General features: G+C 62.4%; 18 protein-coding genes and 1 pseudogene. 11 read left to right on the top strand and 8 right to left on the bottom strand.

All coding sequences use genetic code 11. The features are described from left to right. Nucleotides 1–5: 5 nt before the first annotated feature. The gene (locus N7E02_RS18505; RefSeq protein ID WP_286579137.1) at nt 6–536 is read left to right on the top strand and encodes an RrF2 family transcriptional regulator; all 531 of its coding nucleotides are present in this window, start codon (nt 6–8) and stop codon (nt 534–536) included. 42 nt (nt 537–578) lie between these two features. Then, nucleotides 579–1,040 (top strand): carboxymuconolactone decarboxylase family protein, encoded by a 462-nt coding sequence (locus N7E02_RS18500; RefSeq protein WP_286579136.1) that lies wholly within the window; start codon nt 579–581, stop codon nt 1,038–1,040. On the opposite strand, the gene N7E02_RS18495 is transcribed toward N7E02_RS18500, so the two are convergent. The 3 genes and pseudogenes from N7E02_RS18495 to N7E02_RS18485 form a co-directional block, all read right to left on the bottom strand. Next, nucleotides 1,041–1,685 carry a YitT family protein gene (locus N7E02_RS18495; RefSeq protein WP_286579135.1) on the bottom strand — a complete coding sequence of 215 codons (645 nt, stop codon included), beginning with the start codon at nt 1,683–1,685 and terminating at the stop codon, nt 1,041–1,043. 1 nt (nt 1,686) lies between these two features. Next, the gene (locus N7E02_RS18490; RefSeq protein WP_286579134.1) at nt 1,687–2,337 is read right to left on the bottom strand and encodes a YitT family protein; all 651 of its coding nucleotides are present in this window, start codon (nt 2,335–2,337) and stop codon (nt 1,687–1,689) included. Nucleotides 2,338–2,466: 129 nt separating this feature from the next. Next, a pseudogene (locus N7E02_RS18485) lies at nt 2,467–3,395 on the bottom strand (class I SAM-dependent DNA methyltransferase). A gap of 167 nt (nt 3,396–3,562) precedes the next feature. On the opposite strand from N7E02_RS18485, the gene N7E02_RS18480 reads away from it, so the two are divergent. From N7E02_RS18480 to N7E02_RS18470, 3 genes are read left to right on the top strand one after another with little or no spacing between them, the layout of a single operon-like run. Further along, nucleotides 3,563–3,829 carry a DUF6460 domain-containing protein gene (locus N7E02_RS18480; protein WP_286579133.1) on the top strand — a complete coding sequence of 89 codons (267 nt, stop codon included), beginning with the start codon at nt 3,563–3,565 and terminating at the stop codon, nt 3,827–3,829. 1 nt (nt 3,830) lies between these two features. Then, the gene (locus tag N7E02_RS18475) at nt 3,831–4,316 is read left to right on the top strand and encodes a CAP domain-containing protein (protein WP_286579132.1); all 486 of its coding nucleotides are present in this window, start codon (nt 3,831–3,833) and stop codon (nt 4,314–4,316) included. 30 nt (nt 4,317–4,346) lie between these two features. Next, nucleotides 4,347–5,714, top strand: a complete 1,368-nt coding sequence (locus N7E02_RS18470) for an MATE family efflux transporter (protein ID WP_286579131.1) — start codon at nt 4,347–4,349, stop codon at nt 5,712–5,714. A gap of 34 nt (nt 5,715–5,748) precedes the next feature. Here N7E02_RS18470 and N7E02_RS18465 read toward each other — a convergent pair whose 3' ends face one another. Beyond that, a complete protein-coding gene (locus N7E02_RS18465; protein ID WP_374730636.1) occupies nt 5,749–6,840 on the bottom strand; it encodes a quinone-dependent dihydroorotate dehydrogenase in 1,092 nt (363 codons plus the stop codon). After that, nucleotides 6,837–7,184, bottom strand: a complete 348-nt coding sequence (locus N7E02_RS18460) for a DUF952 domain-containing protein (RefSeq protein ID WP_286579130.1) — start codon at nt 7,182–7,184, stop codon at nt 6,837–6,839. The genes N7E02_RS18465 and N7E02_RS18460 overlap by 4 nt, the downstream gene beginning before the upstream one ends. A gap of 133 nt (nt 7,185–7,317) precedes the next feature. Between N7E02_RS18460 and N7E02_RS18455 the strand changes: the two genes are divergently transcribed. From N7E02_RS18455 to N7E02_RS18445, 3 genes are all read left to right on the top strand, one after another. Beyond that, entirely contained in the window at nt 7,318–7,734 is a 417-nt protein-coding gene (locus tag N7E02_RS18455; protein WP_286579129.1) for a hypothetical protein, read from the top strand. Nucleotides 7,735–7,871: 137 nt separating this feature from the next. Then, nucleotides 7,872–8,519: a response regulator gene (locus tag N7E02_RS18450; RefSeq protein ID WP_286579128.1), complete on the top strand. Its 648-nt coding sequence runs from the start codon at nt 7,872–7,874 to the stop codon at nt 8,517–8,519. A gap of 203 nt (nt 8,520–8,722) precedes the next feature. Further along, on the top strand, nt 8,723–9,385 hold the full coding sequence (locus tag N7E02_RS18445) for a S24 family peptidase (protein ID WP_286579127.1): 663 nt from the start codon (nt 8,723–8,725) through the stop codon (nt 9,383–9,385). Nucleotides 9,386–9,460: 75 nt separating this feature from the next. Here N7E02_RS18445 and N7E02_RS18440 read toward each other — a convergent pair whose 3' ends face one another. After that, nucleotides 9,461–10,348, bottom strand: a complete 888-nt coding sequence (locus tag N7E02_RS18440) for a transporter substrate-binding domain-containing protein (RefSeq protein ID WP_374730635.1) — start codon at nt 10,346–10,348, stop codon at nt 9,461–9,463. 242 nt (nt 10,349–10,590) lie between these two features. Here N7E02_RS18440 and N7E02_RS18435 point away from each other — a divergent pair, with 242 nt between their 5' ends. Next, nucleotides 10,591–12,345: a glycosyltransferase family 2 protein gene (locus N7E02_RS18435; RefSeq protein ID WP_286579126.1), complete on the top strand. Its 1,755-nt coding sequence runs from the start codon at nt 10,591–10,593 to the stop codon at nt 12,343–12,345. Between the two features lie 24 nt (nt 12,346–12,369). On the opposite strand, the gene N7E02_RS18430 is transcribed toward N7E02_RS18435, so the two are convergent. After that, entirely contained in the window at nt 12,370–14,343 is a 1,974-nt protein-coding gene (locus tag N7E02_RS18430) for an acyltransferase family protein (RefSeq protein WP_286579125.1), read from the bottom strand. A 277-nt stretch (nt 14,344–14,620) separates the two neighbouring features. Between N7E02_RS18430 and N7E02_RS18425 the strand changes: the two genes are divergently transcribed. Next, complete coding sequence (locus N7E02_RS18425; protein WP_092996799.1) at nt 14,621–14,782, top strand: Thivi_2564 family membrane protein; 162 nt, start codon at nt 14,621–14,623, stop codon at nt 14,780–14,782. A gap of 44 nt (nt 14,783–14,826) precedes the next feature. Here N7E02_RS18425 and N7E02_RS18420 read toward each other — a convergent pair whose 3' ends face one another. After that, a complete protein-coding gene (locus N7E02_RS18420; protein WP_286579124.1) occupies nt 14,827–15,786 on the bottom strand; it encodes a sugar-binding transcriptional regulator in 960 nt (319 codons plus the stop codon). A gap of 210 nt (nt 15,787–15,996) precedes the next feature. On the opposite strand from N7E02_RS18420, the gene N7E02_RS18415 reads away from it, so the two are divergent. Continuing rightward, nucleotides 15,997–17,631 carry an ABC transporter substrate-binding protein gene (locus N7E02_RS18415; RefSeq protein ID WP_286579123.1) on the top strand — a complete coding sequence of 545 codons (1,635 nt, stop codon included), beginning with the start codon at nt 15,997–15,999 and terminating at the stop codon, nt 17,629–17,631. Nucleotides 17,632–17,693 lie beyond the last annotated feature (62 nt).

Here is a 17,693-nt window from a genome sequence, read left to right as displayed (position 1 = left end):
TTGCAATGAAACTGAATGACGGCGTCGAACAGGCAATCCATTGCATCGGCATGCTTTCCGGCCTTTCCGAAGGCGGGGTGCTGTCAGCGGCGGCACTGGCCGAATTCCACGGCGTCTCGACGAGCTATCTTCTGAAACACATGCAGGCGCTTTCCGGCGCCGGTCTCGTTGCCACCGTACCCGGCCCCAAGGGCGGTTATCGGCTGGCGAAGACACCGGAGGAGATTACCCTGCTCGACATCGTGCTGGCCGTGGAAGGGCCGGCGCCAGCCTTTCGCTGCGCGGAGATCCGCCAGCGCGGGCCGAACCCTCTGCCGGGGCGCTATTTCACCAAGCCCTGCGGGATCAATGCGGCGATGCTGAAGGCGGAAAAAGCCTATCGCGCCGAACTCGCCAAGGTGACGATGGCATCTATCCTGGCGGACCTTGCGGCAGACGACGACGGCGGGATCGCCGCCCGCGGCTGCGCCTTCATGGACCTGAACGAACGCAAGACGAATACCGACAAGACGCATGCAAGCAGGACGGCCCGCTGATCAGGGCCACCAACAGAGCCGACCGGCCAAAAGGAGAGAGCCATGCATCCCCGTTTCAACTTCTTCAAAGCTTCGCCCGATGCCTATAAGGCAGTGATGGATATCGAGAACTTCGTGCAGCAATCCGGGCTGGAACGCCGCTTCATCCACCTGATCAAGCTTCGCGCCTCGATCATCAACGGCTGCGCCTATTGCGTCGACATGCATGTGAAGGAAAGCCGGCATGACGGGCTGTCCGAACAGTGGATCAACCTGATGAGCGTCTGGTGGGAATCGCCCGTTTATGACGAGAAGGAACGTGCCCTGCTCGGCTGGGTCGACAGTGTCACGAAGATCGCCGAGACCGGTATTCCGGATAGCGCCTACGAGCCGCTGAAGGCCCACTTTACCGAGGAAGAGATGGTCAAGATCACGGTGGCGATCGGCGCGATCAACATCTGGAACCGGCTTGCCGTCGGCTTCCGCTCGCAGCATCCGATCGACAAGGTGGCCAACGCCGCCTGATCACCGCACGATATACCGATCGGTGCGGTGGTTGATGGCGAGCGTCAGGTTGAGCGTGACCGCCGCGATGATCGAGCAGAGGATGACGAAGGGGGCGGCGACGAAGAAGGACAGGATGAGCACGACGCAGTCCAGTCCCAGTTGCACGAAGCCGGCCCGCCAACCAAACCGATCCTGCAGATAGAGTGCCAATATGCCGAAACCGCCGAGCGAAGCCCGGTGGCGGAACAGGATCAGCATGCCGCAGCCGATCAGCAGGCCGCCGAACAGAGCGGCGACGATCGGCTGGATGTCATCGATGACGATGAGTTTCGGCAGTACTCCGGTCAGCACCGAGGTGACCGCCACGGCTGCAAAAGTCTTGATCGTGAAGACAGCGCCGAGCCGTTTGTAGGCCAGCCAGTAGAACGGCAGGTTGAGCAGGAAGAAGGCGGTGCCGAAGCTGATATCGATCGAGTAACGCAGCAGGAAACCGAGACCGGCCGTTCCGCCGATCAGGAGCTCTGCAGACGAAAGCATCACGACCCCGAGGGCCGCCAGCATGGAGCCGGCAACGATGCCCTGCACATCCTCGATGATCGAATGCTTTTCCGTCGAGGAGGCCCAGAAGCCGATCGGGCTTTTCTTGTCGACCGCGCCCGCCATGTCAGCGCACCGCGATATATCGGTCGGAGCGATGGTTGATGGTGAGCAGCAGGTTCAGCACCACGGCACTCAACAGCGACCACAGAACCGTCATCGGGCTGACGACGAAGAAGGCGGCGGCCATGACGCAGAGGTCGAAGGCGAGCTGCACGAGGCCGGCGGGGATCTTGAACCGATCCTGAAGATAGATGGCGAGGATGCCGATGCCGCCGAGAGAGGCGCGGTGGCGATAGAGCCCGAGCAGGCCGAAACCGATGAGGATGCCGCCGAGAAGTGCTGCCCAGAACGGGTCGAGATGCTGGATGACGATGAATTGCCGCTCAAGCTCGGTGATGAAGGAGACCATCAGGATGGCGACAAAAGTCTTGAAGGAGAAACCGATGCCGAGGCGTTTGAACGAGAGGTAATAGAAGGGGAGGTTGACCACGAAGAACAGCACGCCGAAGGGAATGTCGAAGGCGTAGTGCAGAAGGAAGGCGACGCCGGCCGTGCCGCTGGTCAGAAACCCGGCCTGGCTGAGGAGATAGAGGCCGAGCGCTGCGACCATGGCGCTGATGAACAGGCCCTGCGCGTCCTCCAGCTTCGTATGGCGTGCCGGATCGAGGCTGTAAAAACCCAGGCGGCGCTTGCCCGCGCTCTGTTCTGCTGCCACGTGATTTCCCCTTATGGCCATTCTCTTCGGCCAATTGTTTCATCTGTAATTGTGCATCGCAGCACGGCTTTCATCAAGCGAGATCGCAGCAATCGATCACGCGGGCGTGAAAACGCAAGAAACCCTTGATCAGCCGCGCTTGCGCGACAGAAACAGAATGCCGTGAACGGGTTTTCCGGCATCCATGCGAATGGCGGTTTTCTCCGCCGAGATGAATTCGAGGCCGTGGCGGGCGAGAAGCGCGCGGATATAGGCTTCCGAATGGGCGTAACGCAGTGAGTCCCGCAGCAGGAAACCGTCCTCGCCCTCCCCCGCATCTTCGATCGAAAAGGCAAACAGGCCATCAGCTGCCAGAAGCGCCGTCACCAACGGAAAGACTGTTTCGAGCGAGCCGAGATACATGAGCACGTCGGCGGCCGAGACGAGATCGGCGCGATTACGAGGAAGATCGGGGCCGAAGAGGCCGGCCTCGTCTTCCGGCAGGCTGAGATCGGACTGGCCGAGGTGATCGTAAAGGCCCTTTTCCTCAGCCTTGGCGAGCATGTTGGAGGAAAGGTCGAAGCCCTCCAGCCGCTTCACCCGGTCACGGATTTCGGCGCCAAAGAGACCGGTGCCGCAGCCGAGATCGACGGCGAGCGAGAACGGCGCATGAGGCAAGACCAGAGCCGCAAGCTTCCTGGCACGGAATAATCCAGCTTTTCGACCAGCGCCGTGTCGAAACGGTCGGCATAGCCATCGAACAGGCTTTCGACATAACGGCTCGGCGGCTGATCGGGCGCATCCTCTGCGCCGATGACGGCAAGTTTCAGGGTTGCACCGAAGACATCCTCGGGCTCCAGCTCGAGCGCCTGGCGATAGGCGTCTTCCGCCGTGGCGAGTTCGCCCTTTTCGCGGTACTCGCCCAGCCGGAACCAGCCGGCGGCCCATGAGGGCGCCAGTTCCAGCGCCTGCTCCATGAGTTCGGCGGCGGTGGCAAAATCCTTGCCCTCAGCCAGCATGCGGGCATAATCGGCACGGCGGTCGGCAATCACGTCGCCGGAAGAGAACTGGCTCATCATCTGTTGTCCTGAAATCTCGCCGCTCTTTGCCGAAGCCACAAAAAACTCAAGTTCTATTTGAGAGGCCGATGGGAATGCCTACCTATGGCCTATCCGACGGTTGCGGGATAATCCCGGCGCGGTTATGGCATGAAGACACCCACCAAGGGCAACGGAGACAGCGAAGAATGGCGGATGGCGTGAACAAGTTCCTCGGCGACTCGATTGCCCGCACGATCATCAAGCTGATCGTGGTCTGCCTGATCGTCGGCTTCGTGCTCGCCTTCTTCGGCTTCACGCCCGACAATATCGTCGACAACATCCGCTACTATTTCCTCGACCTCTGGTACAACGGTTTCCGTGCGCTCGGACGCGTCGGCGACTACCTGCTGCTCGGCGCGATCGTGGTGATCCCGATCTTCGTCGTCCTGCGCCTGATGAGCTATCGCCGCTGACATGACTGCCTCCACGACACCTTCCCGCCGCGGCTTTCTCGCGCTGACCGGTATCGGCCTCGCCCTTGCCGGCTGTTCCACCACATCCGTTCTGGCCCCGACGCCCGGCTCGCAAGACGAGACGGCGCAGGCGCTGCCGATGGTCAACAAGCTGCGTGCCAGTAAGGGCCTTTCGGCGCTCACACTCGACACGCCTGCGCGCAAGGCGGCGATGATCCAGTCCGTCCGCATGGCCAAGGCGGAAGAGATGAAGCACCTGATCGGCCTCGGCGACGATTTCGGTTCGCGGATGAAGAAAAGCGACGTGGCGCTGCCGGCAGCGGAAAACATCGCAGCCGGCCAGCACACGGTGAACGAGGCTGTACAGGCCTGGATCGACAGTCCCAAACATCTGGAAAACATGCTCGGTGATTATCGCGGCCTTGGCGTCGCAGTGGCGAAGGCGCAGGATGGCCGCACCTATTGGGCGATGGTGCTTTCGGGCTAAGCATTATTTACCGGGCGGGGGCCCTTTCGGATGACAGGGCAAACAGCGACACGCGATGATGTTCCCGTGCCCGGCACGGATGAACGCCCCTTCACCGTGACGCATAGAAGCGTACTGTCTATCGCCATTCCGATGACGCTCGGCTTCCTGACAACGCCGCTGATCGGGCTTACGGGAACGGGCGTCGTCGGTCAGATCGGGGACCCCGCGGCGTTGGCGGGGCTTGCGATCGGCGCCATCCTGTTCGACCTCATCTTCGGCAGCCTGAGCTTCTTCCGCACCTCGACCACAGGCCTCACCGCCCAGGCCTTCGGGCGTGGCGACGGGCAGGAGGAACAGGCCGTCTTCTGGCGCGCCTTCATCAGCGCGATCGGGCTGGGCTTGCTCATGCTGGCCGCAACGCCGCTCATCCTCGCCTTCGCGCCCGGCCTGATGACGACCGATGCGGCAGTCGCCGATGTGACGCGGCACTATTTCGGCATAAGGGTGCTGAGCAGCCCGGCGACTTTCATCAATTTCGCGGTTCTCGGCTACGTGCTCGGGCGCGGCCAAGGGATGACGGGCCTCGTGCTGCAGATCATCATCAACGGCTGCAACATTGTGCTGTCGATCTATCTCGGGCTCCATCTCGGCTGGGGCGTCGACGGGGTCGCGACCGCAACGGCGTTTGCGGAGGTGATCGGCGCATGCGTCGGGCTTGCTGTCGTGCTGCGGCAGTTTTCGCTGAACACTGCGAGCCGGCCGAATTTCCGGCAGATCCTCGACCCGAACCGGCTGAAGGCGCTCTTCCAGCTCAATGCCGATATCCTGATCCGCTCGCTGGTACTGAACGGCGCGTTTGCGCTATCGACGCGGATCGGTTCCAGCTTCGGGCCCGTGACGCTTGCCGCCAATGCCGTGCTGATGAACATCTTCATGCTCTGCTCGTTCTTTCTCGACGGGCTGGCGGGTGCGGCCGAGCAGCTCGCCGGGCGTGCCGTCGGCGCACGCTATCGCCCCGCCTTCGACCGGGCGCTGAAGCTGACGGCGCTCTGGTCGTTTGCCATGGCCGGCGCGCTGGCGCTGTTCTTCCTCGTTGCGGGAACGGGCCTGATCGATGCGCTGACGACATCGCCCGCCGTGCGCGCCGAGGCCTATGCCCATCTGGGCTGGGCGGCGCTGACCGGGCTTACCGGCGCGCTCGCCTTCCAGATGGACGGGGTCTTCATCGGGGCGACATGGTCTCGGGCGATGCGTAACATGATGCTCGCCTCGCTTGCCGGCTTCTGCATCTGCCTTGCCGTGCTTGTTCCGCCCTTCGGCAATCACGGCCTGTGGCTGGCGCTCAACCTGTTTTTGGCCATGCGCGGCTTCTTCCTGCTGGCGATGCTGCCGGCAAAGACCCGGCAGACCTTCTGATCAAAAAATCTGGCTGATCAGAGAAGCTGGCTGATCAGACTTTCTGGGCGGCCCAGTGATCGGTGCGGGTACCGCGCAGATCGCGGATCGAGCGTGTGCCGTCCCGGTCGAGAAGTTTCGACAGGCCGCGAACGATCGTCGCGGGCAGGCCCGGCCCCTCATAGACCATGCAGGAATAGAGCTGCACGAGATCGGCACCGGCCCGGATCTTTTCCAGCGCATCTTCCGCGTTTGCAACGCCGCCAACGCCGATGATCGGCAAATTGGGCCCGACGCGCTTGCGCACCTTTGCCAGAACCGCCGTCGAGCGGGCAAACAGCGGTGCGCCAGAGAGGCCGCCGGCTTCCTTCGCGTTCGTCTGGTTCTTCAAGCCATCGCGCGACAGTGTCGTGTTGGAGACGATCAGGCCGTCGAGCGGGTGAGCCAGTGCTTCGGCCGCGATATCGTCCAGCCCTTCCTCGGTCAGATCAGGCGCGATCTTCAGGAAGACCGGCAGGTGCTTGCCGGTGCGCTCGGCCTCTTCGGCGCGGGCGGCAAGCACGGCATCGAGAAGAGCTGCGAGGCTTTCACGCGCCTGCAGGTCACGCAGGCCGGGCGTGTTGGGCGAGGAAATGTTGGCGGTGAAATAGGTCGCGACGGGATAGAAGCGGCGGATGCCGGTGACATAGTCGGCGATGCGATCGGCCGAGTCCTTGTTGGCGCCGATATTGACGCCGACGATACCCGACGCCGGACGGCGCGCGGAGAGCCGCTGGAAGGCCGCGTCGTGGCCCTCGTTGTTGAAGCCGAGGCGGTTGATGACGCCGCGATCCTCGACCAGCCGGAAGATGCGTGGCTTGTCGTTGCCCGCCTGCGGCTTCGGCGTGATCGTGCCGACCTCGGTGAAACCGAAGCCGAGCTTGAGCATGGCATCCGGCACTTCGGCATTCTTGTCATAGCCTGCGGCAAGGCCGAGCGGGTTTTCGAAGCGGATGCCGGCCACCGTCTGCGCCAGGCGTGGGTCGGCTTTGATGGCGCAGGACGGCAGGACGCCGGTCTTCAGCGCGGCAATCGACATGCCATGGGCGGTTTCGGGATCGAAGGCGAAGAGGCCACGGGAGGCCAGCGCAGAGAGACGGTTGATCAAGTCATTTTTTCCGGAAAAGCATGCTGGCCGTCGACGCCGATCAGAAGCGGCATTTCCCACAGGACAGCGGAAAGCGGCAATGTGCCATAGAGATGGGGGAAGAGATCGCCGCCACGGGACGGCTCGAATTTCAGCGCGTCGCCCAGCAACACCGTGTTGACGGCGACGAGCAGAAGCCCGCTCAGCCCGGCGAAATGCAGTTTCGCCGTTTCGCGCGCCTGGTCGGCGGTGGAGAAATGGATATAGCCGTCGCGGTGATCGATCTCCGCGCCGTCGAAAACACCCTTCTGCTTGGCGTCACGCCAGATGGCTTCGGGCACGATCTTGTAAACGGTATCCGTCATCACACATTCCATTTGAAGGGCCGGCCTATTCACAGGATAGGCTGGGCTCATGCAAGAAGGCTCAACGAGGTGGTGCGGCATCGTTTGCAGCAAAGGCGGGCGAATGTCCACCGTCATTGGAGGAGAAGATGCCATGCGCACAAAGCTAACCTTGGCAGCCTTGGGGGCAATCCTGGCCGGAACGCTTGTTCTCGGCGCCGGCGCGGCAGAAGCGCAGGAACGGTTCCAGCTGGAGCGGACCGATGAAGGATTTGTCAGGCTTGACACGCAGACCGGCGCGATCAGCACCTGCCGCGACCAGAATGGCGAGCTCACCTGCCGGATGGCGCCCGACGAGCGGGCGGCCTACGAGACCGAACTCGACCTTCTGGAAAAGCGGGTGACGGCACTTGAGGAACGGCTCAGCCAGACGCCGCCGGACCGGATGCCGAGCGATGCGGAGGTCGACCGGTCACTGTCCATCATGGAACGGTTCATGCGGACCTTCATGGGGATCGTGCGTGAATTCACCGGCGGGCCGAACCCCGAGCCGCAGCCGGACAGGACGTGACGCGGGTATTGGCCTGCACGCTGGAAACCCTGCCCTTGTCTCGACTCACGAAGGAGGTTACAAATTCATCCGGGCCTTGAGGAGGGCTCAAGGGTAATTGACCCAAGCACGACTATGCCTTTGGGAGGGGCGTGGGAATGCAGACACTGACGATCATCATAGCAGACGACCATCCGCTGTTTCGCGGCGCGCTTGTCCAGGCCCTGCAGGCCATGGCGGATGAGCTTCGGATCATCGAATGCGGCGAGTTTTCCGCAGCCTTGCAGGCGGCCGCCGACAATCCGGATGCCGACCTGATGCTGCTCGACCTTGCCATGCCGGGCGTCAGCGGGTTTTCCGGGCTGATGACACTGAGGGCGCAGTTTGCCGCGCTGCCGATCGTCATCGTTTCGGCGACCGACGATTGCACGACGGTGCGGCGTTCGCTGGAACTCGGGGCTTCCGGCTTCATCGCGAAGTCGTCCGGCCTCGACGACATCCGCGCCAGCATCCAGACCGTGCTCGAAGGTGGTGTCTGTGCGCCTGCCGGCGATATAAGCCAGATGGAGGACGATTCCGGCCTGACCGAAATCCTCGACCGGCTGAAGACCCTGACGCCGCAGCAGGCCCGCGTGCTGACAATGCTCGCCGAAGGACTGCTCAACAAGCAGATCGCCTATGAGCTCGGTGTGTCGGAAGCGACGATCAAAGCGCATGTTTCGGCGATCCTCCTGAAACTCAATGTCGACAGCCGCACTCAGGCGGTGATCAAGCTCGGCAAGATCAACATGGCGATGGTCGCCTGATCCCCCAAAGGATGAGAGGATTTTATTCCTCTCCTCTCTTTACGGAGAGCTGTAGCTCCGCTAAAATCAGCTATGCCGTATGAGATGGTCGTCATGAGACTGTTTCCGGCTTTTCGCGCGAGCGGCGATCGCCGGGCGCTTTATTTTGGTCAGAGGCCTTGCCTCGCCCCGCCTGGGCGGCAAGGGCCGGGGCACGGGCGACGATGCTGTCACATGAAACCATATGGATTGCGATCGACAGGCTCGCCGAGCGTCATCAGCTGACGCCGTCCGGGCTTGCCCGGCGCGCCGGGCTCGACCCGACATCCTTCAATCGATCCAAGCGTCTCGGTCCCGACGGGCGGCTGCGTTGGCCCTCGACGGAATCGATCGCCAAGGTTCTCGATGCCACGGGTTCGACGGTCGACCAGTTCATGAGTTTCCTGCCGGCCGGTGGTCGCGGCCAGATCCCCGACGGCAATTTTCCGCCGCAGGCCGGCAACATTCCTCTGCTCGGCTTTGCCCAGGCGGGTGCCGGCGGCTTTTTCGACGATGGCGGCTTTCCCGCCGGCCAGGGATGGGACGTGGTCGACTTTCCCGTCGATCCATCGCGCAAGGCAGGCGTCTATGCACTTGAGGTGCAGGGCGATTCGATGATGCCGCTCTATCGTGACGGCGATGTGCTGATCGTCGAACCGGGCGCGCCGGTGAGGCGCAACGACCGCGTGGTTTTGAAAACCCGTGAGGGCGAGGTGATGGCCAAGGTATTGGCCCGCCAGAGCCCACGCACGGTCGAGGTCATGTCGCTCAACCCGGACCATCCGAACCGGGTCTTCGACCTGACCGATGTGGAATGGATGGCGCGGATCATCTGGGCCAGCCAGTAGCGGCCAGGTCCGACCAGGATCACCCGTTCCAATCCCATATAATAGGACCAAATTCCCAGGCGCTTAGGCCAATGTTCAGTAGAGGCCGTTCGGGAAATAGCGCAGGTAGAGATCCTGCAGACGGCCGTTGCGGGACAGCGCGGCAAGCGCCTGGTCGAAGGCCGAGACGAGGACCGGATCTGTCTTTCGAACCATGACCGATAGGCCCTCGCCGAGGAACTTTTCAGACAGATAGGGCCCATCGAAGAGCGCACAGCATTTTTCCGCCGCATCGCTCGACACCCAGAAGGGCAGCCGCAGACCATCGGCGAAGACGGCATCAACCTCTCCCTTCTTCAGCCCTTCCGTCAGCTCCCAGTCATTGCCGAAGGGAACGGGCTGGATGGCGGGGAAATAAGCCTTCAGCATCAGTTCGTGGGCGGTGTCCTTGACCACGCCGACCTTGCGGCCAGCAAGCGCTGCCGCCGTGTTGCCAGGGATCTGCGCCTTCAGATTGCGGGCGAAGCGCGCTGGAATGCCGATATAGGGGCGGGAGAAGAGAAAACGCTCGCGCCGCTCAGGCGTCGTGGCGATGCCTGCCATGACCGCCTCGCCGCCATTGGCTTCCAGGGCCTTTTCGAGATCTTCGAAGGGCAGAGCCTGGATCTGGCATTTTGCCTCGAGCTTCAGCTCGGCACAGATTTCCCGTGCCAGATCGACATTGAAGCCGGACAGGCGGCCGGTCTGGTCGGCGAAATTGAACGGCGGAAAATCCACCGTGGTCAGGATGCGGACGCGCACCACCGCCGACAGATCCGGCCGGGCGATCCGCTCGCGCCCATCGAACATGGACGGTAGCACATCCGGTTCGTCCGCCTGTTGCGCCAGTGCCTGGGAGATCGAGAGCGGTGCAAACAGCGCCGCGGCCAGCATGCCGACCCGCAGAAGAGCGCCTGCCCCCTGCCAAACTGGGGATGTATTCATCCGATGCCCCCTTATGATGTACTGCGGGACAGGCTGGGACGTCCCTTTTGGGGACGGTGTAACAGAACCATGCGCATCGGGGAATATCCGCCGCAGGGGGCGGATGCACATGAGGATTTTTCCGCAACATCCCCAACCCTTCATGCGGGCATGGGCAATCGGCAACCGATTCCGCCGGATATCCCGGAGGGGAACTCGGCGCGCTCGCGGCGCTCGGCTTTTCCAAGCGGCTGATTGCGGCCATGCTCGATCTGGCCAGGCAAAACGGCACGTCGGTTGAGGCGGAACTGCTGAGGTCGGGACATGTGGAGGAAATGGCCTATTACGGCGCGATCGCCCGGCTGCTGCGCCTGCCCTTCGTCGAGGCGATCGAGCCGGGGCTGGTACAGGACATCGATGCCCTGGATAGCCAGTTGATCCGCCCCACCATCATTCGCCTCAACCACCGCCACCGCAAACCGCAGACGGCGATCGTGCCTGAAGCTGCACGGCTTGCCGAGCTTGCCGCAGCGCTCGCAACCATGCCGCTCCTTGGTCGCGATCTGGCGATCACCACGCCGACGGCAATCCGTAACGCAGTGTGGGCGGCGGGGGCCGAGCGACGCGCCCGCGAAACGAGCAACGGTCTGTTCGAGACCCACCCTTCCCTTTCTGCCCGAACCATCCTGACGGGAGAACAGGGGTTCGTTGCGGGAGCGCTCGCAGCCGCGGCAGGGGCGGTGCTGCTGATCAAGCCCGCCGCAACGCTGCTCCTCCTGCATGTCCTGTTGTCGCTTCTCTATTTCGCTTCGCTGGCGCTGCGACTGACAGCGCTCGCCGGGCGCATGCGGCGGCGAGACATCGCCGAGCCCGTGCCGGTGCCTATAGGTTTTTTGCCACGCTACACGGTCATGGTGGCCCTCTATCGGGAAGCGGAGATGGCTGCGCAGCTGGTCGGCTCATTGCGGCGGATCGACTGGCCGGTCTCGCTGATCGACATCAAGCTGGTCTGCGAAGCTGATGACGGGGAAACGATCGCGGCTCTCGAAGCGGTCGGCCTGCCGCCGCAATTCGAGATCGTCCGGGTTCCGCCGATCGGACCACGGACGAAGCCGAAGGCGCTGACCTACGCGCTGGCTTCGGCGCGCGGCGAATTACTGGCCGTCTATGATGCCGAGGACCGGCCGCATCCGCAGCAATTGCGCGAGGCTCATGCCCGGTTCTGTCATGGGCCGACCGACCTTGCCTGCCTGCAGGCGCCGCTGATCATCACCAACGCTCGCGCCTCATGGCTGAGCGCGCTGTTTTCGCTGGAATACTCCGCGCTGTTTCGCGGGCTTCTGCCGATGCTCGGACGCCAGCGGATGCCGCTGCCGCTCGGTGGCACATCCAATCATTTCAAGACCGGGTTGCTGAAAGCTGTCGGTGGGTGGGACCCATACAATGTCACCGAGGATGCCGATATGGGGCTTCGCCTGTCGCGGATGGGATACCGGTCCGACGTGCTGACGCGGCAGACGCTGGAGGATGCGCCGGTCGAATTCTCCGTCTGGATCGCGCAGCGCGCCCGCTGGTTCAAGGGCTGGCTACAAACCTGGCTGGTGCTGATGCGCGATCCAGCCCGGCTGATGCGGGAACTCGGCGTCCTGCCTTTCATCACCTTCCAACTGCTTGTCGGCGGCATGCTGGTCTCGGCATTGTTGCATCCGCTGATCTTCATCTTCCTGTGGATCGGCGCCACGGCCATGCTCGATGCGCCGAAGGACGACCTGCCGCTCGGCGTGCTTACCCTGTTCGTCATGGATTTCGTCAACATCCTCGGAAGCTACCTGATCTTCCTTGGGCTCGGTGTCGGATCGATGATCGACCACGAGAAGCGGCTGCTCGGTTGGCGCTGGGTCTTCGTACCATTCTACTGGCTGATGATCTCGCTTGCCAGCTGGCGGGCGGTGGTCGAACTGAAGACGCGACCGTTCCTTTGGAACAAGACGCCGCATCATCCGACCTCCAGGAAATAGAAGGGAGCGCGCAGCGCGCTCCGGTCAGAGCGAAGAATTGGCCGCGACGCCGCCGGTCGTCGCCTCGGTGATCAGCGGGAGCAGCGACTTCATCACATGGGCGCTGCCGAAATTGGTGAGATGGGCCGCGTCGAAATAGAGAAGCCTACCTTCTTCCATGTAGGGGCATTGCCCAGCCTGGCATTCGGTGGCGATCGGATCGATGAATGTCGCACCGGCAGAGGCCTTGCGAAGCTCGTCGTTGAAATGATTGTCGACGACTGAGAACCAGGTGGCGCGGGTATCGTCATGGGTGCGGTTAGCATAGGCGATGACATCGACATTGATGACGAAGGCCGGGGACTGGCCGATCACCACGACCTTCACGCCGAGCGAACGCAGGGTCGCGATCGTACCTTCAAGCAGGTCCACACCGCGGGAGCGCAGGTCGATCCAGCGCGCCGACAGGACGACCGTCTTGATGTCGAGCGACTTGATGATCTCGACGGCCTTCTCATTGAAGGTGCTGCAGGAAGGGCGGGCATAGGAATAGTAGGCGAGCACCGGCGGGCAGCCGGCATAGGTATATTGATAGAGCCGCCCCGGCACGAGATTGGCGTTTGCGGTGAGGCCCGGCACGTAATGCGCCGCGAAGGAATCGCCCCACAGCAAGGTGGCGGGTCCCGGCCCGGGGTCCGACACGAGCAGACAATCCTCTGCCTTCCAGTTGCCGAAAGGCTGGCCTTCCTCGAAGAAGCATTTGCCATTGCGCCAGGTATTGCTCGGCTCGGATCGCGCCAGTTCGATCGCCCGGCTCTTCATCGCGATGTAATCCGGGAACCGGCCCGGAAAGCCGCTGCTCCAGATGCCCGCACCGCCGAGGACGGCAAGTGCCGCGAGCGTCGCGACAGCACCCGTCAGCGCGGTCCAGGTATTGCGCGAACCGGCGGCCCGGCGGGTGCGGAACGGACGCTCGACGAACCACCAGGAAAAGATCGCCAGCGCGAAACTGGCAAGGATGATGACGAGACAGTGGAGTGCCGTCGGCTCTTCGAGCGTGACGTAGCGGATGAAGACGGTGACCGGCCAGTGGGCGAGATAGAGGGAATAGGAGATCTTGCCGATGAAGACGATCGGGCGCGTCGACAGCACGGCACCGATCGGCGTGTGCCTGCCGGTCAGGATGATCAGAAACGCGCCGAGGCAGGGCGGCAGGGCCGTCAGGCCCGGAAATGGCGTCGCTTCCGTATAACCGAAGACGGCAATCCCGATCAGGATGACACCGATGATCGCCGCAATGCTGTTAAAGCGGCGCGGCAGGCCATGTGCGCCGGAAATCGCCAGCAGCGAACCGAGCAGGAGTTCCCAGGCACGCGTCGGAAGCAAGAAGAAATTCGCGGTGGGTGCAACACCGGTCGCGTAGATGCTGAGCGCCAGCGAAAGCGCGGCCGCAATGGCGAGCCCCCAGAAGAGATAGCGCCGGGCATATCTGTGAAGCAGCCACATTGCGATTGGCATGACGATGTAGAACTGCTCCTCCACCGCCAGCGACCAGGTATGCAGCAGCGGGCGCAGCAGCGCCGTGTTTTCGAAATAGCCGGAATTCTTCCAGAAATAGATGTTGGAGGTGAAGGTGCCGACCGCGACGAGGCTTTGGCTGAAGTCCTCGAAGAAGGAGGGCAGCAGCAGGATCCAGGCCGCCACGAGGGTGAGCAAAGAGAAGAATGCAAGCGCCGGCAGGATGCGGCGGGCGCGTCGCTCGTAGAATGTCAGGATGGAAAAGCGCTTGGCCTCGAGTTCCTCGGCGATGATGCCGGTGATCAGGAAACCGGAAATGACGAAGAAGATGTCGACACCGACAAACCCGCCATCGAAACCGGGGACCCCGGCATGGAAGAGCAGGACCGGCAGGATGGCCAGGGATCGAAGGCCATCAATTTCCGGGCGATAGCCCAGTTTCGGGTGGTGTTGAGCCCCTTTGGAAGGAACGTCAGACCTGGCATTCACTGCAATCGACACGTCCCGCCCGTCCCCCGATATTTGACGATGGAATTCGCACTCAGGAAGATTGCTGGAAGTTATGCGAACCGCCATTTGGATTACAAGTGCGACTTCTGACACTTGATCACCATTCCATCCGAGCGAGGATGCACTAAAGGTGTAGGAACAGATTTATGCTCAAGGCACCGCCCGCCGTTCGGACCGGGCGTGACAGAAATGTGGCGCGCCCCTCTTCCCTCCGTTCAAGTGAGCGCTATCTGCCTCAAACATAAAGTCTTTTGAGGAGCACCCCAGCATGTCGATCCTGATCAGCCTTCTGATAACATTCCTTGTCATCGTCCTCGTGCTCTATCTGATCGCACGCCTGCCGATCGATGGCCGCGCCAAGCAGATCGCCCAGGTGATCGTGATCATCATCGGCATCATCTCGCTGCTGCGCTATCTGGCGGTGTTCTGACCGGCTTCCCACATCTGACGGATATCAAGATGCCCGGCTGATCGTCAGCCGGGCATTTTCCGTTCAGGGGTGCGGCCCAAAAGCCAGGCGGCATTATCGGAATCGGTGATGATGGCGGTCGCGAGACCTGCCTCGATACAGGCCCGCAGGATCACCCGCTTGTGGGCGCCGCCGGAAGCGATGATGCGGGTGCGGATTTTCCGGTAGTCGTCGAGTTCGGGCGAGATGACCTGGCGGTTGAGCGGGTGGTCGAGCTCCCTGCCCTTCGCATCGACATAGCGGCCGAGCAGGTCACCCACCGCGCCTGCCGCGACAAGCTGGCCGATATCGGTATTCGGCGGCAGGCCGTAGCGTACCTGCAGGGATTCCGGCGTGACGTCACCGACGCTCAAGAAAGAGATATCAACGGTGGCAGCCTCCTTCAGCAGGCCCTGAAACACCGTCTGCGCCACGATCGTGTCGCGCGAGGCCGGGTCGTCGGCATAGATCGGCGCGGCCAGATAGTGGCACTGGGCATTAAGGACCTGGGCAAAGCGGCGGACGATCTCGAACGTGTTGATCTCCGAGCCGCGCGTCAGCCCGCCCATCATGGACCGGACCTTGACCTCCGGCACATTCGCCGGAGCCATGTGATGCACAGTCTCCCGCAATGTCGCACCCCAGCCGACGCCGAGGGAGGCGGGTTCGCTCGCCTGGATCAGCTGTTCGAGGAACATCGCACTTGCACGGCCCATCACGACATGCATCTGGGCGGGATCGGCCGGTGTCGGCACGATGACCACGTCCTTCAGGCCGAAACGGTTGCGAAGCTCCGCCTCCAGCTCGACATTTTCGGCCAGCGGCGAATTGAAGCTGATGCGGACGATGCCCTGATCAAGCGCTGCCGCAAGCAGCTCGTTGACCTTGCGACGGGTCAAAAGCATGCGTTCGGCGATCTGCGCCTGGGTCAGTCCCTCGACGTGATAGAGCCAGGACGCTCGTACCATGTGCTGCTGGTTCGCCATAGATACCCCCTCCCAAATGTCACATGAGCGTAACATTTGTAACCTAGAGCTACGCCAAGTCGGCGGGGCGGTAAAGCGGCTTTATTCGATCACAGCCCGCCGACGAAAATTCGTCTGTCGATTTCATGCGACGCCTGACGCCGAGGCCTTCCCGCCCGGCGAAGGCAGTCGTGCGCCCGTATTGTCCTTTTGGTTCAACAGGAGAAATCCATGCTATCCATCAACCGTCGCCATGCGCTGGGCCTGATGTCGGCCGCAGCCGGCAGCATCATCCTGCCGCGTATGTCGTTTTCCCAGGGCACCCGCCCGTCGATCACCATCGCGGTGCAGAAGATCACCAATAACAACACGCTCGACATCTGGAACGAGCAGTCGAACGTTGGCGAGCGCATCTTCTACCCGAACCTCTGGGAAGGCCTGATCGGCCGCGACTGGATGGGCAACCAGGGCCCGGTCGCGTCTCTCGCCACCGAATGGAAGCGCATCGACGACAAGACGCTGGAACTGAAGCTGCGCGAAGGCGTGAAGTTCCACAATGGCGACGAGCTGACGGCTGAAGACGTCGTCTTCTCCTTCTCCAAGGAGCGCGTGTTCGGCAACACCGAACCGGCCGGCGGCAAGACGATCTTCGAAGCCGATAACAAGCCGGCTACCGTCAAGGAACTGCCGGCGATTGTTCCGGGCGTCGGCCGTCGCTTGTGGCCAGCACTTGCCGGCGTCGAAGCCGTCGACAAGTATACCGTGCGTTTCCACAACACGACGCCGGACGTGACGCTCGAAGGCCGTCTCTACTCGGGCGGCAGCCAGATCACCAGCCGCCGCGCCTGGGACGAAGCCAAGAGCTACATGGATTGGGCTCGCAAGCCGATCACCACCGGCCCCTACATGGTCGGCGAATTCAAGCCGGACGTCTCGCTGACACTCGTCGCCCACGACGAATACTGGGGTGGCCGCCCGCCGCTGCAGGAAATCCGCTTCCTCGAAGTTCCGGAAGTCGCTTCCCGCGTCAACGGCCTGCTGTCCGGCGAATACGATTTCGCCTGCGACCTGCCGCCGGACCAGATCTCCGCCATCCAGAACGCTCCCGGCCTCGAAATCCAGAGCTCGACCATCTGGAACCATCGCGTCTCGGTGTTCAACACCCAGAACGAGATCCTCGCCAACCCGCTGGTTCGCCGCGCCATGACCCATTCGATCGATCGTCAGGCGATCGTCGAGGCTCTGTGGGCCGGCCAGACAGCGGTTCCCGCCGGCCTGCAGTTCGACTCCTTCAAGACCTCAAACATGTTCATCGACGGCTGGACGGCACCGGAATTCGATCCGGAACTGGCCAAGAAGCTGCTCGCTGAGGCCAATTACAAGGGCGACGCGATCCCCTATCGCCTGCTCAACAACTACTACACCAACCAGACCGCCAATGCGCAGATCATGGTCGAGATGTGGAAGCAGGTCGGTCTCAACGTCGAGATCCAGATGAAGGAAAACTGGGCGCAGATCCACGACCCGCAGGGCGTCAAGGGCGTGCGTGACTGGTCGGCCTCCAACACGATCAACGACCCGATCACCCCGATGGTCGTGCAGTTCGGCCCGAACGGCGAAATCCAGCAGAAGAAGGACTGGGCGAACGAGGAGGTCAACAAGCTCTCCCTCGTGCTCGAGACCTCGACGGACCGCGACCTGCGCAAGAAGGCGATTGCCCGTATTCTGGAGATCACCGAGCGCGAAGACCCCGTCTACCAGGTCCTGCACCAGAACGCCGTGTTCACCGGCATGAAGAAGTCGCTGAAGTGGAAGGCCGCTCCGGCTTTCGCCATGGACTTCCGCGCCACCAACTGGAACGCCTGATCAAACTGACCCTGCGCCGGCCGCCTCACCGCGGCCGGCGTCTTCTATTCTGGCAAGGGAGA

The sequence above is a fragment of the Terrirhizobium terrae genome (assembly GCF_030323265.1).
Classification (GTDB): domain Bacteria; phylum Pseudomonadota; class Alphaproteobacteria; order Rhizobiales; family Rhizobiaceae; genus Neorhizobium.
Note: the sequence above shows the minus strand (reverse complement) of the source record. Positions and strands in the feature narration are given on the sequence as shown.